We start from the raw sequence: 15,253 nt of genomic DNA, 5'->3' as shown, positions 1-15,253 counted from the left end.
CAAGTTGTCACTTAAATTTAAACAACTTAGGAAAGCTCTATCTTTAAAATCTTTATGCAACAAAGCCAGTATGATCCAGTAATAGATTTCTCTCTTGATAATTATAAGTTAATTCATCCAAAATTTGAAAATACGAGAGATTATTATGAGCTTGAATGTTTGCAGTCAGGACGTGCAGTATTTATGAGATACTCTATCATTAAAGCACATCCTAAATTACAGTACACTTTTGATTTTTTTAACTTAAAAAAATTAGAAAGAGGAACGTTTGATGATTGTGCTAGGATTATGGAAAAATTAAATAGTAAATTTTCAAAATATTTACCAGAAAAAATATAAAAAATCCCCTCACTCGAGGGGATTTTTTCTTCTCTAAATTAGAGGATTCTTATACCACTGAATCATCCAAATTTGGCGCTAACCAACGTTTCGCTTCATCCAGTGTCCAACCTTTACGCTGCGCATAATATTCCAACTGGTCGCCTGCGATTTTACCCACGTTAAAGTACTGGCTTTCAGGGTTGGCATAGTAGAAACCACTGACTGATGAAGGTGGCCACATCGCAAAGCTGCTGGTCAGTTGTGTGCCAATCTTGTCGGTTGAACCTAACCAGTCAAATAGTGGTGCTTTTTCAGAATGTTCAGGACAAGCAGGGTAGCCCGGCGCCGGACGAATCCCGACATATTTCTCTTTAATCAGCTCTTCATTCGACAGTTGTTCATTGGCCTGATAGCCCCAGAACTCTTTACGGATACGTTCATGCAAATGCTCGGCAAAGGCTTCGGCAAAACGGTCACCTAAAGACTGTACCAGAATGGCATTGTAGTCATCGCCTTTGGCTTTGTACTCATTGGCCATTTCTTCTGCACCAAAGATCGACACGGTAAAGCCACCTAAATAGTCTTCCGCTTCACCTTTTGGCGCGACAAAATCGGCCAGTGACAGGTTCGGTTTGCCAGTGACTTTGTCTGACTGCTGACGAACATGCTGGAAAGTATGCGTGACATGCGTACCTGTTGCATCATACACTTCGACTGAATCTGCACCGGAACGGTTGGCCGGATACAGGCCAAATACCGCGCGCGCATCAAAGCGTTTATTGTCGATAATATCTTTCAGCATCGCCTGCGCCTGATTGTATAAATCGGTCGCTGCTTCACCCACCACTTCATCGGTCAGGATGGCTGGGAATTTACCGGCCAGACTCCATGAAATAAAGAATGGCGTCCAGTCAAAATATTCAACCAGTGTTTCCAGCGGATAGTTGGTCAGGGTCTGGGTACCAATAAAGTTTGGTTTTACCGGTGTATTGGCTTTAAAGTCAATTTTCAGGCCGTTTTCAATTGATTCTGCATAAGATAGTTTCGCCGCTTTAGGCTGCTTGTTGGCAATCCGCTCACGTACTTTGGCATATTCAGCACGAGTGTCTGCTACAAAGGCTGGTTTCATGTCTTGTGACAGCAGGGTGGTTGCCACACCAACAGCACGTGAAGCATCAGCCACATAAATCACCGCATCATTGGAATATTGTGGATCAATTTTCACAGCCGTATGCGCTTTCGAGGTGGTCGCACCGCCAATCATCAATGGAATATTGAAGCCTTTACGCTGCATTTCTTTGGCCACAAAGACCATTTCATCCAAAGATGGGGTGATCAGACCCGACAGGCCAATAATATCGACTTTTTCATCAATCGCAGTTTGCAGGATTTTCTCTGCCGGTACCATCACGCCCAGGTCAATAATGTCATAGCCGTTACAGCCCAAGACCACACCAACAATGTTTTTACCAATATCGTGGACATCGCCTTTTACTGTGGCCATCAGCACTTTACCTTTGGACTCGCCCACAGTTTTTTCTGCTTCGATGTACGGGTTTAACCAGGCCACCGCCTGTTTCATCACACGGGCCGATTTCACCACTTGCGGCAGGAACATTTTACCGGCACCAAACAGATCGCCGACCACGTTCATACCGTCCATGAGTGGACCTTCAATCACATCTAGCGGACGTTTGGCTTTTAAGCGGGCTTCTTCGGTGTCTTCATTAATAAAGGTGGTAATTCCTTTGACCAGCGCATATTCCAGACGTTTTTCCACCGGCTGGTTACGCCATTCCAGGTTTTCTTCTTCTTTTTTAACGCCCGACTGACCGCGATATTTTTCCGCGACTTCCAGCAGTTTTTCCGTAGCATCCTGACCGCTGGTACCCTGATTCTGGTTCAGAATCACGTTCTCAACCGCATCTTTCAGTTCCGGGTCAATATCATCATAAATGGCTAGCTGACCAGCGTTTACAATACCCATGGTCAGGCCCTGTTTAATCGCATAGTACAGGAACACGGCATGAATTGCTTCACGCACTGGCTCATTACCACGGAAAGAGAACGACACGTTAGAAATACCGCCAGAAATCATGGCATGTGGCAGATTCTGTTTAATCCAGCCCGTCGCTTCAATGAAATCTACCGCATAGTTGTTGTGTTCTTCAATACCGGTTGCAACCGCAAACACGTTCGGGTCAAAGATAATATCTTCAGCCGGGAAGCCCACGTCATTGACCAGCACATCATAAGAACGTTTACAGATTTCTTTTTTACGTGCGGCAGTATCGGCCTGACCATTTTCATCAAAGGCCATTACGATCACGGCAGCACCATACTGACGGCATAGACGCGCTTTTTCGACAAACTCGTCATAACCTTCTTTCAGGGAAATCGAGTTGACGACAGCTTTACCTTGTACACATTTCAGACCGGCTTCAATAATTTCCCATTTAGATGAGTCAATCATGATTGGCACACGGGAAATGTCCGGCTCAGAGGCCACCAGATTCAGGAAGTGCACCATCGCGCCCTGTGAATCGAGCATGCCTTCATCCATGTTGATGTCGATGACCTGTGCACCGCTTTCAACCTGTTGACGGGCCACATCCAGCGCTTCGGCAAAGTTTTCTTCACGAATCAGACGCAGGAATTTTTTCGAACCGGTCACGTTGGTCCGCTCACCGACGTTCACGAACAAGGAATCTTTGGTGATGTTAAATGGTTCTAAACCACTTAAACGGCAGGCAGGTTCAATTTCTGGCAGTTGACGCGGTGCAATACCTTCAACGGCTTGTGCAATGGCACGGATATGATCCGGCGTGGTGCCACAGCAACCACCGGTAATATTAATTAGACCGCTTTCGGCAAATTCTTTTAAGAAGGCAGCAGTTTGTTCCGGGGTTTCATCATAACCGCCAAAGGCATTTGGCAAGCCGGCATTCGGGTGTGCAGAAACAAAGACATCGGCCACATCGGATACGGTTTTTACGTGTGGACGCATGGCATCTGCACCTAAGGCACAGTTAAAGCCAATAGAGAGTAAATCACCATGACGCACCGAGTTCCAGAACGCTTCGGCAGTCTGGCCGGTTAAGGTACGGCCTGAGGCATCGGTGATGGTGCCGGAAATCATCAGCGGTAATTCGCGGCCCAGCTGTTTAAAGACTTCTTTTACCGCAAAAATTGCCGCTTTACAGTTCAGGGTATCGAAAACGGTTTCAATCAGCAGAATATCGGCACCGCCTTCAATCAGGGCGTGCGCAGCTTCAATATAGTTTTCTTTGAGTTCATCAAAAGTGATATTACGAAATGCCGGATCATTCACGTTTGGTGAAATTGAACAGGTGCGTGAGGTTGGCCCCAAGACACCCGCCACAAAACGTGGTTTTTCCGGTGTTGAATATTTTTCACAGGCAGCTTTGGCCAGACGCGCAGCTTCACGGTTAATTTCCGGAACCAGCGTTTCCATGTGGTAATCCGCCATGGAAACACGTGTGCCGTTAAAGCTGTTGGTTTCAATAATATCGGCGCCGGCATCTAGGTAGGCTTCATGAATGCCTTGAATAATCTGCGGCTGGGTCAGTACCAGCAGGTCATTGTTGCCTTTCAGGTCATAGGCCCAGTCAGCAAAACGCTCACCACGATAATCGGCTTCTTCCAATTTATGGCGTTGGATCATGGTACCCATAGCACCATCGATAATTAAAATTCTTTTGGCAAGAAGTTCTTTCAGGGTAGCAAGCGTGGACATAAAAAACCCTTGTTTTGATGAATCAGAAATGCGCAATATTTTAGCAGAGTTCGACTGCTTTTTTCCGTAATTGATGGGATGGAACGGAACTTTGTGGCATCTTTGCTGAAAAAGTATACGTTTTCATGGGCTTATTTTGAAAATATACACATCGTTATAAATAAATCATTGTAAGGATTCATAAAATTGTCATATAGCTATGGCAGTATGAGAGAGTCTAAAAATGGGCCGGGTTTTGCTGTACTTGTAATATTTCAGGCTCATGAAAGATGACAGCAGTGACAGAAAACCGGATGAAGATGAGATGGTGGTTTATAAGCTTTTGATTTATTTTAAATAGTTTGATTTTTTGTCTATAAAATTATCAGGAAATTGTGGCAAATAAAGTAGAAAAATTACTTTATTTGACCTGCTTTTGTCATATAATTGTCACAATTTAACTGAACAATAAGGGGATTTTGTATCCTCTTTTCCTGCTTGCATGAACTCTAATCAAACTCCCGTAGATTCAGCACACCAGTCGGCTCCGAAAAAGTCGACCAATGTTCATGTGCCAACACCGAAATTCTTTATGCCGGTGTTTCTAACGCTTATTATTTCAACGCTTATTTATATTGGCTTTCAATTATCGGCAGATTTATCGCATGTTCCGGCGCTTAGCCTGTATTCGGTGATTCTGCTGGCCACCGCTTTATTTATTGCGCTGGGCTTTGAATTTGTTAACGGTTTCCATGACACCGCCAACGCGGTGGCTACGGTCATTTATACCAATGCCTTGTCTGCACCAGTTGCGGTAATGTGGGCCGGTTTCTGTAACTTCCTTGGGGTGATGGTCGCCAGTGGTGCCGTAGCCTACGGTATTATTGCCTTACTACCGGTCGAGCTGATCATGAATGTTGGCTCAGGCGCAGGTTTTGCCATGGTCTTTGCCATGCTGATTGCGGCCATTCTCTGGAACTTAGGCACCTGGTTCCTCGGTATTCCGGCTTCAAGTTCGCATACCTTAATTGGTTCCATTCTGGGTGTGGGAATTATGAACTACATCCTCAATGCGGGCGCTGGTGCATCCGGCGTGGATATGGAACAGGTGATGAAAGTCGGTAAGGCTTTACTGTTCTCGCCATTAATTGGTTTTGCCTTTGCTGCCGTACTGTTCCTGCTGGTGAAAAAGATTTTCAAACGTCAGCTGGAACTGTTCCAGCCGCCTGAAGGCAACAAACCGCCACCACCATTAATCCGTGCCATCCTGATCTTTACCTGTACTGGGGTGAGCTTTGCCCACGGTTCTAATGACGGTCAGAAAGGCATGGGCTTAATCATGCTGATCCTGATTGGGATTGTGCCATTGGCTTATTCCTTGAATAAGGAACTGGACAACCAGCATATTCAGTCTTTCCAGCAATTGTCGACGCAAACCGCGTCTGCAATTTATGCCAACCATACCGATATTCCGGATGCGCAGGCCCGTGAAGTAATCACCAAGTACATCCAGACCAAGGAAATCACCCCGGAAGTGGTACCGGCTTTGGCCAGTTTGACTGATCATTTAGGTGAGCGTGTGGGTCAATACGGCGATTTGAAAAATATTCCGGAAGCAGAAGTGGCAGCATTGCGTAATGATATGTACCTCAGCACCACGTCATTCAAGCGTCTGGATAAAGCGGAAGCTTTACCTGCCATGAGCAAGGAACAGGAAAAAGTGGTCGATGATTACCGTGACCATCTCGATTCCTTCCTGCAATATATTCCAACCTGGGTTAAAGTTGCGGTGGCACTGGCACTGGGCTTAGGAACCATGGTCGGCTGGAAGCGTATTGTGGTCACCGTGGGTGAACGGATTGGTAAACAGCACATGACTTATGGTCAGGGTATGTCAGCCGAGCTGGTGGCGATGTCGACCATTGCTGCAGCAGATGGCTTTGGTATGCCGGTATCGACCACGCATGTCTTGAACAGTGCGGTGGCCGGGACCATGGTGGCGAATAAATCTGGCCTGAATTTCCAGATGGTTAAAACCATTCTATCGGCGTGGATTTTCACCTTGCCTGCAACCATCTGTTTATCGGGTGGCCTGTTCTGGTTATTCCTGAAAGTATTCTAAGCCGGTTCATCCGCAATAAAAAACGCTGCCTGGGCAGCGTTTTTTTATATCTGTAGATGAAACAGATGATCCAAATGCTAAGTCGTGACGTCCTTTATTTTTTAGATAGACAGCAAATCTACAATGCATTCTCTCAAGGGGTGAGGGCTGGGGGTAAGGAAATAGCCTAAGCAATATCAAAGCTTCTCTTTCTTTAATGAACCTATCCACTCTTTTATCTTTCAGGTAGACAGCAGGTCTCTAAAAAAATCTCCCTCTCCGTTTTGGATACGTAGCACCGCTACACAAGAGAGAGGGAACGATCGAAGAGAGATTAAAATCTCTTATTTCTTTAACTTGGCCAGTAAGCCTTTAGGCAGCTTCTCGGTAGCAAAACCATATAAGGCTGCAAAAGGCAGGGCAGTACGGGCCAAATATGCGACACGCCATAAACCGCCATGGTTGGCCCCTTCCATCATCAACTCTAAAGGATGGTTCAGAGTCACTTCCGGATTGGCCACGGACTGTGGATTACGCAGGTCATGAATCCAGAGCGCGGCCATAATCGCATTGGTGGTTTCTGGCGCAAAAGCTTCTACATCAAACAGGCTGGCACCATTAAATGCCGCTTTTAATAATGGATTTTTAGTCACCGAATAGGTCGTGGTTGATGGTGCAATATTAATGCTGACGCGTTGTCCCTGATGACGGGCGAGGGTGGCGCGCCATTGCTGAATCCGTTTGGCCAGCGCATAGTTCGGTCCTTGTTCCACCACCAGACAGTCGGCAATCCCGTAATCCTGTCCATTGTCTGAATGCACCAGATCATGCAGGTTTTTCTGGAAGAAATGTTGCGCCGTGACCGTTGAAACCCCACGGGTCAGCAGTTGCTGGGCTTTCGAGCGTTGCTGATACTTGTCTTTTGAGGCCTGAATCACATCGGCAGGCACTGCATAGACATCGGTTGGGGTGCACATAAACATCAGGCTGGTCTCGGCTTTTTGCGCGCTGACGGCCTGCATAATCGCATCCATCGCCATGGCCACACGCACGTGTTTTTCACCATCTAAATAGGCAATTGCAGCCAAATCCAGCTGCTGTTCAAACTGGGTTAGCCACTGGGCAATTTCAGGAGTTTGAGTCAGTAAATTGGCGCCAAGCTGCTCTTTTAATAGCTCAGTCGTGCTGTTTTCATCTAGCGCTTCAGTCGCTGGTGCATACAGGGTGGCATTACCCTGTTGCACGGTTTCTAGAATTTTGTTCCAGACCCGGGCATTGGGTAAATCGACCGCGACAATATTGGCTTTCCATTTCGATAGCCAGGTCAGGGGGCCAGCTTCAGAAGCAGCACCAAACAGCACCATGGTACGGTCTGATAAATCGAACCATTCCGGATGAGCGACTGCTGCACGTAAAGCTTGAGCATGACTGTGTTCAATAATCCCGCCATCTTCCCAGCGCTGGATTTGCTCAAGCAGTGTCTGACCTTGCAGTTTCTGTCCCTGATACGGCACATACCATTCCGGCGCCGCCGTGCTTTGGCCCTGGATTTTAACTGTGTGCAAAGGCTGGGCATCGAGGCTCATCACATCTTTCAGCAGATGTTTTTGACCATGTCGATAAAACTCGAAACTGCCATGTGCTTTATTCAGGCCCTGTTCAGCAATTTGAATCGGGTTCTGGCAGGTCTGAATGCCGTATTCGACCAGCGCCTTAAAATATTTGGGATACTGTTTGCGCCAGTTTTTTTCAGACAGGGTTTGCTGGGACAGTTGCGGTGCAACACCGGCCAGTGCCTCGGCAATAATCGCACGTCCTGTGCGTGAAGTACTGGGTTTCTGGTTTTCGAAATGTGGAAATTGTAGGCCGTCTAATGTGGACATGCAAAAACTCGCAGCTTGAAAGCAAATTAATATACAGATGTATACATTATCTATGCCAAATTGTGAGATGGGGTGGCATTAACTACCAAAATTGTATGAATTATCCAATGAAATTGCAGTTTATGAGGACGCAGTAAAAAGCCTCCATTCTGGAGGCTAAATGGAAAAATGGGCTTAGCAGCGGCCTTTTTTGGCCTGACCTGGTGGGCAGAAATCTCCTGGATGGCCATAAATACGTGAGTCAGGATCAATCACCAAACGGCCTTCTGGGGTATGGACGGCACAGGCACTCAAGCTCAGTAAACAGCCGGCAATCAGAAATAACTTTTTCATCTCTCATCTTCCATCTTCGTTATTATTCGAGTTATTTTAGACGCCAACCGCTGCGGCATACTGTGTTAATTTGTAGTTATGCGTTGTCAAAATATACCGCAGGCGCTTCAAATTGCTCAAATTTAGAACGGAAGCTGGCTAAGTTTATTCAGGAAATGCGGAATTAAACGCGGCTCAATCATGATGGTGATAATCACCCCATAGGCTGCTCCCCACAAATGCGCGCTGTGGTTAATATTGGAATTGCCACGTTTACCCGACCAGATGCTATAGGCCACATACAGCACCGCAAAAATAATAGCCGGAACCGGAATAAAGAATACGAAAATCAGTTTCCACGGTTCAAACAGAATATAGGCAAACAGTACTGCAGACACCGCACCGGAAGCGCCTAGACTGGCCCAGCGATGATCATTTTTGTGTTTCAGATAACTCGGTAAAATTGCGGCAATCAGACCGCCTAAATAAAACAGTACAAAGCCCAGATCATACAAATATTGACGGTAAAAGCTTTCAATAATACTGCCGAAGAAAAACAGGGTAATCATGTTAAACAGCAAGTGGGTACCATCGGCATGGACAAAACCGTGGGTAATGAAGCGGTCATATTGACCCCGTTCCAACGCCGGTGGCCAGAAAATCAGCCGGTTCATGACTTTTTCTTTGGAAAAAGCAATAAAGGAGATAATCGCTGTAATCACAATCAGCGTAACAGTATGATTAAACGGTAAATCTAACATAAACAGATGTTCTTCTTTTCGGGTTTCCTGATCATAATGCCATTAAAAAACAAATGAAACAGAACTTTCATAGGATAATTCCGACAATTTTAGTTGAATTTTTTTAATTCCCCCGCATCTTCAGTTAAAATGGCAACTTCAGCATGAGGAAATATTGTTATGTCGACTGAGAACCACAGCACTGCAGTTGCAGAAGAGATTCCAAACTTATTAATCACCCCAAATGCTCAAGAGTATTTAAAAGATTTATTGGCAAAGCAAAATACACCGGGGATTGGTGTGCGCGTTTTTGTTGAGAATCCTGGAACGCCGCGTGCTGAGTGTTGTATGGCTTATAGTGCGCCAGAAGAAGTCGTACCAACAGATTATAAGCAGGATTATCCGGATTTTCCAGCCTATATCGACACCCCGTCTATTCCATATTTATTGGATGCGGTTATTGATTACAACAAAGACCGTTTTGGGGGCCAGCTGACCTTCCGTGCGCCTAACTCGAAAGTGCCACGCGTGGGTCCGGATGCCTCAATCGAAGAGCGTATTACTTACGTATTACAGTCTGAAATTAACCCGGGCCTTGCCGGTCACGGCGGTAACTGTGCCTTGGTGGAAGTGGTTGAAGATCCGGAACATGGTTTAACCGCGATCCTGAAATTCGGTGGCGGTTGTCAGGGCTGTTCAGCGATTGATGTCACGCTGAAACAGGGTGTGGAAACCACATTAAAACAGCATGTGCCTGAATTAATGCGTGTGGTAGACCAGACTGACCACAGCCAGGCCGAAGGTGCTTATTTTAAATAATAAATAAGTTTCACTTCAGCAAATGAGCCTCCCATCGTGGAGGCTTTTTACTGTCTTAAATAAATATAATAATGATAATAATTATCAGTATTAATTGAATTATCAGTCAAGATTGTTACAATGCGCAACGAAATACACAGAATTTCTCCTTAATTAAATTGGGATAACCTGATGAATAAAACTCTGAACCAGTCAGCATTATCTTTTGCGGTCCTTGCCGTGATGAGCAGCCTTGCTCAAGCAAATCCAGACAATAGCACTGCAGATGCGACCCAGTTAAATACCATTGTGGTAACCGCTACCGGCTATGAACAGGACCTGTCCAAGGCGCCGGCGTCCATTACCGTGATTGATCGGGAAGAGCTGGAAAAGCGTGAATATAATGATATTACAGATGTACTTAGACATACTCCCGGCGTGGTGGTGTCCGGTTCTGGCTCGGCACAAACCATCAGCATTCGCGGTATGAGCTCGAATTACACCTTGTTTCTGGTCGATGGCAAACGTCAATACGGCCGTGATGTCAATCCAAATGGCGATGATGCCGGTTTTGAGAAAAATATTTTGCCGCCGGTCTCCGCGATTGAGCGAATTGAAATTATTCGTGGGCCGGCCTCAACACTGTATGGAACAGATGCGATGGGCGGGGTGGTGAATATTATTACCAAGAAAGTCAGTGACCGCTGGTCGGGCAGTGTCGAATTGGGCAGTGGCATTCAGGATCAGGGCAATGCCGGTGATATTCAAAATGGCTCGGTCTATCTGGCGGGTCCATTACTAGAGAACAAGCTTGGTTTACAGCTGTCGCTGAATAAGCAAAAACGTGAAGAAGATGCCTATGTTGGCGGTTTTCGCGGGACTGAACGGGAAAGCCTGAATAGCCGCTTGAGTTATATACTCAATGACAATCATGATCTGCAACTGGAAGCCAATTTTGTCCAGCAGGAATCGGAAACCACGGTGGGTAAAACGGTTGCACCGGCCAACAATGCCGCCGATTCCAGTTCACGTAATTATCGTCATGTTTATGCCTTAACCCATCATGGCCGTTATAGCGATCAGCTTGATAGTACCACCTATCTGCAGTATGAAAATTCTAAAAACCCCGATCGTGGTAATACCCAGTTGGGCACCAAAGGCATTGAACTGGATACCTGGACCTTTAATAACCAGTGGAACTGGTTGCTGGGCAATCATACACTGTCTTTTGGTGCGCATTATAAAGATGAGAAACTCACCGATAAGGCCACCAACCGTAATCCGAATGCGCCGGAGTTTAGTGAATTAACCCGCTGGTCGGCCGCGGCTTTTCTGGAAGATACCTGGCATTTGAGTGACCGTTTCGATTTAACCGCCGGGCTGCGCTATGACCATGACGAAAACTACAGTGGTCATGTTTCGCCGCGCTTATATGGCGTGTATAGCCTGAATGACCAATGGACCGTGAAAGGTGGGGTGTCAACCGGTTATAAACAGCCGGATATTCGTGCTGCCACGGAAGGCTTTTATAGCGTCACCGGCGGTGGTGGTTCACCGTTAGCCACCGGACGCGGCATTATTCGCGCCAATCCGGACCTAGACCCGGAATCGAGTCTGTCTTCAGAGCTGGGCGTGAACTGGCAAAATGACAGGGTCAAGGCGTCCTTAACCGCTTATGTCACTCAGTATAAAGACCGGATTACCGAAGTGCGTGCCTGCGAAACCGATACCGATGGCAGCTCGACCAACCGGGATAACTGGCAGGAGTGGAAATGTTTTGAAGGCGATACACCGTTTTATTTCATCAGTGAACGGATTAATGTCGATGAAGCCGAGTTAAAAGGTGTGGAAGCGACTCTGGAAGCCAGCCTGAGTGATTACACCACGCTCATGGCCAACTATACCTTTACCGATTCCGAATTTAAGACAGGTGAGTTCAAAGGCCAGCCTGTAAACCAGATGCCGGAGCATATGCTGAATATTACGGTCGATCATGAAATTAATGATGCCTTGAATATCTGGTCACGCCTGCATTATCGTTCAGAAACATCTGCCTATTTAAGCCGGACTTCTGTTGCCCAGCCAAATCCGGGTTATGAGTTTTTAGATGTGGGTCTGAACTATAAATTTACCCCAAATATCAGTGGTAAATTTGGCGTGTATAACCTGCTGGATGAAAAAGCTGAAGACCGTGATGGTGATCAGCTTCTAGATGGCCGCCGTTATGGCATTAACCTGATGGCCAAGTTCTAATCATCAACTGCTAAACATCTACGTTTCAATGATCAAGCAAGAAAAAGCCGCAATTGCGGCTTTTTTTGAGGCTTAGGTACGGGTGTCCAGAATTTTCTGTGCCGGCTCGGAATAATAAAACTTTTCTAGATAGAGCCGCGCACGTTCCCGTAAATACTGCTGCGACAGCATCTGCTGAATCACGGGGTTTAACAGCTGCTGTAATTCTTGCTGAATCAGGGCTTCATCAATATTCAGATCACGCAATAACAGGTCAAAAGTGCGTTCCTGATTACGGACATACCAGGCGTGTACCCCATCATGTAGCTGCTGTTTTAAATAATCACTCTGGCGCATAAAGTCCCAGATTTCATGACCCAGCGCCACAGTCTGTGGCAGATCCTGTACTTCAATATAGTTTTTTAAGACCGACAAAGGCAGGTCTTTAATCTTGTGCCAGATATTGGCCTGCAGATGATAGAGCTTGTCATCATCAAAATGCTGGTTCAGGACCGATTCACTCATCTGGCTAAGCTTTAAGATATTCTTTTGCAAATAGGCGCTGACTGCACTGTCTAAACTGGAATCGGTCACTGTTTCCAGTACCGATTTACCCATTTTCATAAAACGCGATACACCAGGCACGCTTTTGGCAATCAGTGAATTGTCCAGATAATCCTGAATCGAGTGCTGGATTAACTGGCTAATCATTGCAGAAAAGGCCGGATTGCTGACCACGGTTTTAATCAGACGCTGACGATGACCACTTTTGCTGGCCACATACTGGGCAATTTTATCAATGGTCAGTACCGGAATGACATCGGCAATTTTGGCGCTGTCATTCACCGGATGCACTAGGGCAAAGCGGATGTGTTCTGCAATCTGTTCAATCAGAAAGGCGCTGGCCGGCGTGTCTAGAATCTGTTTTTGCAGCAGGTCATTCAGCTGTTCGCAGCTCCAGAGATCTTTCAGATGCTGCTTGCGGAACCAGTGATAAAAATGCAGAAATTCCTGCTGTACGGTTTCAGGCTGAGAAAACTCATGTGCTAAAAAGTCAAGATGAGCTTCAATCAACTGCTCAAGCATCGGGTTTTGCTGCATACAATCTCTGGAACTTAATTTAAAGGAATCAGTTTATCAGCTAGCGGGTTTTTTAGGTTCTGTGTTTTGGCCAGGAAGGGTAAATAATGTTGTACCACCTGCTGTTCGGCTTCCAGCATTGGCACATGACCGACATTATTTAAAATGACCGGGGTTTCCGCGCGTTTAAACAGACCCTGTAATTCTTTGGCGACTTCAACATTAATAATTTTATCGTGCTTGCCCCAGAGAATCAGGGTCGGTGCTTCAATATTGCGGGTGAGGCGGGCAAAGCTGTCCGGGGTGTAAATCCGGTTTAGGGTCACCATCTGATCAATAAATTTTAAGGATTGACTGGCCCGTGAAATTAACAGTTTTTCTTGAGCAGATTTAAACTGCTCTGGTACTTTCGGCGGGTTTTGCATCAGCTGATGCGCAATATGGTCTAAATCACCCGGCGCGGTGACCACCAGATTTTTCAGTAACAGCGGGTCTTTGGTATAAGGCGTATTGGAGTGTTTGTAAATACCGGCACTGTTCAGCAGGAACAGGCTTTGGGTATCAAACGGATATTGGGCCGCATAGACCGTTGCCACAGAGCCACCCAGAGAATGCCCGGCAATATTCAGCTTGTCGGCAATATTCAAGGTTTCTACCAGCTGACGCAATTGCGCGCTCATGCTCGGTACAGACAGGTCAAAATTGCCCGAACTCTGGGTTTCACCGGTATTGGGTAAATCGGGGATAATCACATGATAGGACGGGGTGAGAAATTTGGCCACCCGGTTCCAGTTGTCGCGGTGTCCGGCAAAGCCATGTAACAGCAAAATGGTTGGCCGATTAACATCGCCGCCTTCATTATAGCGCCAGGTAATATTGCCAATTTTCAAGCTTTTCGAGACCAGACCCGCCGCCTGGCGTTCAGTCTGATAATAATGCTGCACCACCTGCTGTTCAGGCGAGAGTTTGGCGGCAGAGCTGAGCAGAGGCGCAGACAGTGCCAGTGCCAGGACTGCCAGTCGTGGCCAAGACAAAAATCGCGAAGAATCCTGCTTCATTGACGATATCCCCAAGAATATTTTTTAAATAGGCGTCGGCTTGGCTTGTTTGAATTGTGTAAATTTTCGCCTTAAGTCGAATTGAAAATGCTGTTTCTGGTTATTGTAAGGGCTTTGCAGAAAATGTCACCTAGCTGTTTTTTGACCGGGTTGGTGTGCTGCTTTTGAAGTGTGATGTAAATCGCAATTACTTTAGGAAAATTTGAAAAAATTTATCTTATAAAAATTGATCAGCTATTTTTTTTGCAAGTGACTTTGCCCCGGCAGAGGATTAAAATGCTGAAAATTCAAAAACTGGTGGTAACAAGAATGCTCACAGCTCAAGAGGCTTTAGAACGTCTTAAACAAGGAAACCAACGTTTTGTTTCGGGCAATACCAATCATCCGAAACAACTAACCCACCATCAACGTGCAGAGATGGCCGAAGACCAGAATCCTTTTGCGATTGTGCTCGGTTGTTCTGATTCACGTGTACCTGCAGAAATGGTTTTTGATCAGGGACTCGGCGATCTGTTTGTGATTCGTGTGGCAGGGAATATTGTTGCGCCATCTCAGGTCGGCAGTGTTGAATTTGCGGCAGAGCGTTATGACTGCGCCGTGGTTGTGGTTTTGGGCCATAGTCACTGTGGCGCGATTCAGGCCACCATTGATACCTTGATGTGCCCGGACTGTCCACCATCTGCCAATCTGATGTCAATTGTGAACCGTGTTCGCCCGTCCGTAGAAACGCTGATGCAGACTGAACTGAAAAATGATTTGGCCAAGCTGTCGAAACATGCGGTTCGTTCCAATGTGTTTGCCTCAGTCAATCAGCTACGTCATGGTTCAGCAGTGTTAGAAAACCTGATTGAACAGGGGCAGCTGAAAGTCGTAGGTGCAGAATATTCATTAGAAACCGGTGAAGTAACTTTCTTTGATTTTTAATTGATTCTAAAAATAATCAAAAAGCGGGCATTGATGTCCCGCTTTTTTTATCGCTGAAATCCGGATCT

11 protein-coding genes are annotated in these 15,253 nt (G+C 46.1%); 5 read left to right on the top strand and 6 right to left on the bottom strand.

Annotated features, from left to right (window positions below):
• Positions 1 to 54 precede the first annotated feature (54 nt).
• A complete protein-coding gene (locus ACPEPR_RS10975) occupies positions 55 to 339 on the top strand; it encodes a hypothetical protein (protein WP_423562429.1) in 285 nt (94 codons plus the stop codon).
• Between the two features lie 49 nt (positions 340 to 388).
• On the opposite strand, the gene metH is transcribed toward ACPEPR_RS10975, so the two are convergent.
• A complete protein-coding gene (metH, locus tag ACPEPR_RS10970) occupies positions 389 to 4,078 on the bottom strand; it encodes a methionine synthase (protein ID WP_423562428.1) in 3,690 nt (1,229 codons plus the stop codon).
• 481 nt (positions 4,079 to 4,559) lie between these two features.
• Between metH and ACPEPR_RS10965 the strand changes: the two genes are divergently transcribed.
• Complete coding sequence (locus ACPEPR_RS10965) at positions 4,560 to 6,179, top strand: inorganic phosphate transporter (RefSeq protein WP_005179429.1); 1,620 nt, start codon at positions 4,560 to 4,562, stop codon at positions 6,177 to 6,179.
• Positions 6,180 to 6,502: 323 nt separating this feature from the next.
• Here the strand turns inward: ACPEPR_RS10965 and ACPEPR_RS10960 are convergent, their stop codons facing one another.
• The 3 genes from ACPEPR_RS10960 to ACPEPR_RS10950 all read right to left on the bottom strand — a co-directional run bounded on the left by ACPEPR_RS10960 (position 6,503) and on the right by ACPEPR_RS10950 (position 9,114).
• A complete protein-coding gene (locus tag ACPEPR_RS10960; RefSeq protein WP_423562427.1) occupies positions 6,503 to 8,041 on the bottom strand; it encodes a hypothetical protein in 1,539 nt (512 codons plus the stop codon).
• A gap of 174 nt (positions 8,042 to 8,215) precedes the next feature.
• Positions 8,216 to 8,374, bottom strand: coding sequence for a hypothetical protein (locus ACPEPR_RS10955; RefSeq protein ID WP_005179424.1), 159 nt, complete (start codon positions 8,372 to 8,374; stop codon positions 8,216 to 8,218).
• 122 nt (positions 8,375 to 8,496) lie between these two features.
• Positions 8,497 to 9,114, bottom strand: coding sequence for a rhomboid family intramembrane serine protease (locus ACPEPR_RS10950; protein ID WP_005179422.1), 618 nt, complete (start codon positions 9,112 to 9,114; stop codon positions 8,497 to 8,499).
• A gap of 159 nt (positions 9,115 to 9,273) precedes the next feature.
• Between ACPEPR_RS10950 and nfuA the strand changes: the two genes are divergently transcribed.
• Positions 9,274 to 9,912 carry a Fe-S biogenesis protein NfuA gene (gene nfuA / locus ACPEPR_RS10945; RefSeq protein WP_005179419.1) on the top strand — a complete coding sequence of 213 codons (639 nt, stop codon included), beginning with the start codon at positions 9,274 to 9,276 and terminating at the stop codon, positions 9,910 to 9,912.
• A 171-nt stretch (positions 9,913 to 10,083) separates the two neighbouring features.
• Positions 10,084 to 12,144, top strand: coding sequence for a TonB-dependent receptor domain-containing protein (locus tag ACPEPR_RS10940; protein WP_423562426.1), 2,061 nt, complete (start codon positions 10,084 to 10,086; stop codon positions 12,142 to 12,144).
• Positions 12,145 to 12,216: 72 nt separating this feature from the next.
• Here ACPEPR_RS10940 and ACPEPR_RS10935 read toward each other — a convergent pair whose 3' ends face one another.
• On the bottom strand, positions 12,217 to 13,224 hold the full coding sequence (locus ACPEPR_RS10935; RefSeq protein WP_104513534.1) for a hypothetical protein: 1,008 nt from the start codon (positions 13,222 to 13,224) through the stop codon (positions 12,217 to 12,219).
• A 14-nt stretch (positions 13,225 to 13,238) separates the two neighbouring features.
• Positions 13,239 to 14,261, bottom strand: coding sequence for an alpha/beta fold hydrolase (locus tag ACPEPR_RS10930; protein ID WP_005179410.1), 1,023 nt, complete (start codon positions 14,259 to 14,261; stop codon positions 13,239 to 13,241).
• Positions 14,262 to 14,570: 309 nt separating this feature from the next.
• Between ACPEPR_RS10930 and ACPEPR_RS10925 the strand changes: the two genes are divergently transcribed.
• On the top strand, positions 14,571 to 15,185 hold the full coding sequence (locus ACPEPR_RS10925; RefSeq protein ID WP_034598190.1) for a carbonic anhydrase: 615 nt from the start codon (positions 14,571 to 14,573) through the stop codon (positions 15,183 to 15,185).
• Positions 15,186 to 15,253: the final 68 nt, after the last annotated feature.

Origin of the sequence: Acinetobacter sp. AND/436 (assembly GCF_049546925.1) — a bacterium.
GTDB lineage: Bacteria > Pseudomonadota > Gammaproteobacteria > Pseudomonadales > Moraxellaceae > Acinetobacter > Acinetobacter indicus.
The sequence above is the reverse complement of the archived record's forward strand: the minus strand, read 5'-3'. Positions and strand labels throughout refer to the sequence as shown.

Coding starts and splice junctions, on each gene's coding strand:
- ACPEPR_RS10975 (WP_423562429.1), top strand. CDS start 55: ATGCAACAAAGCCAGTATGATCCAGTAATAGATTTCTCTCTTGATAAT.
- metH (WP_423562428.1), bottom strand. CDS start 4,078: ATGTCCACGCTTGCTACCCTGAAAGAACTTCTTGCCAAAAGAATTTTA.
- ACPEPR_RS10965 (WP_005179429.1), top strand. CDS start 4,560: ATGAACTCTAATCAAACTCCCGTAGATTCAGCACACCAGTCGGCTCCG.
- ACPEPR_RS10960 (WP_423562427.1), bottom strand. CDS start 8,041: ATGTCCACATTAGACGGCCTACAATTTCCACATTTCGAAAACCAGAAA.
- ACPEPR_RS10955 (WP_005179424.1), bottom strand. CDS start 8,374: ATGAAAAAGTTATTTCTGATTGCCGGCTGTTTACTGAGCTTGAGTGCC.
- ACPEPR_RS10950 (WP_005179422.1), bottom strand. CDS start 9,114: ATGTTAGATTTACCGTTTAATCATACTGTTACGCTGATTGTGATTACA.
- nfuA (WP_005179419.1), top strand. CDS start 9,274: ATGTCGACTGAGAACCACAGCACTGCAGTTGCAGAAGAGATTCCAAAC.
- ACPEPR_RS10940 (WP_423562426.1), top strand. CDS start 10,084: ATGAATAAAACTCTGAACCAGTCAGCATTATCTTTTGCGGTCCTTGCC.
- ACPEPR_RS10935 (WP_104513534.1), bottom strand. CDS start 13,224: ATGCAGCAAAACCCGATGCTTGAGCAGTTGATTGAAGCTCATCTTGAC.
- ACPEPR_RS10930 (WP_005179410.1), bottom strand. CDS start 14,261: ATGAAGCAGGATTCTTCGCGATTTTTGTCTTGGCCACGACTGGCAGTC.
- ACPEPR_RS10925 (WP_034598190.1), top strand. CDS start 14,571: ATGCTCACAGCTCAAGAGGCTTTAGAACGTCTTAAACAAGGAAACCAA.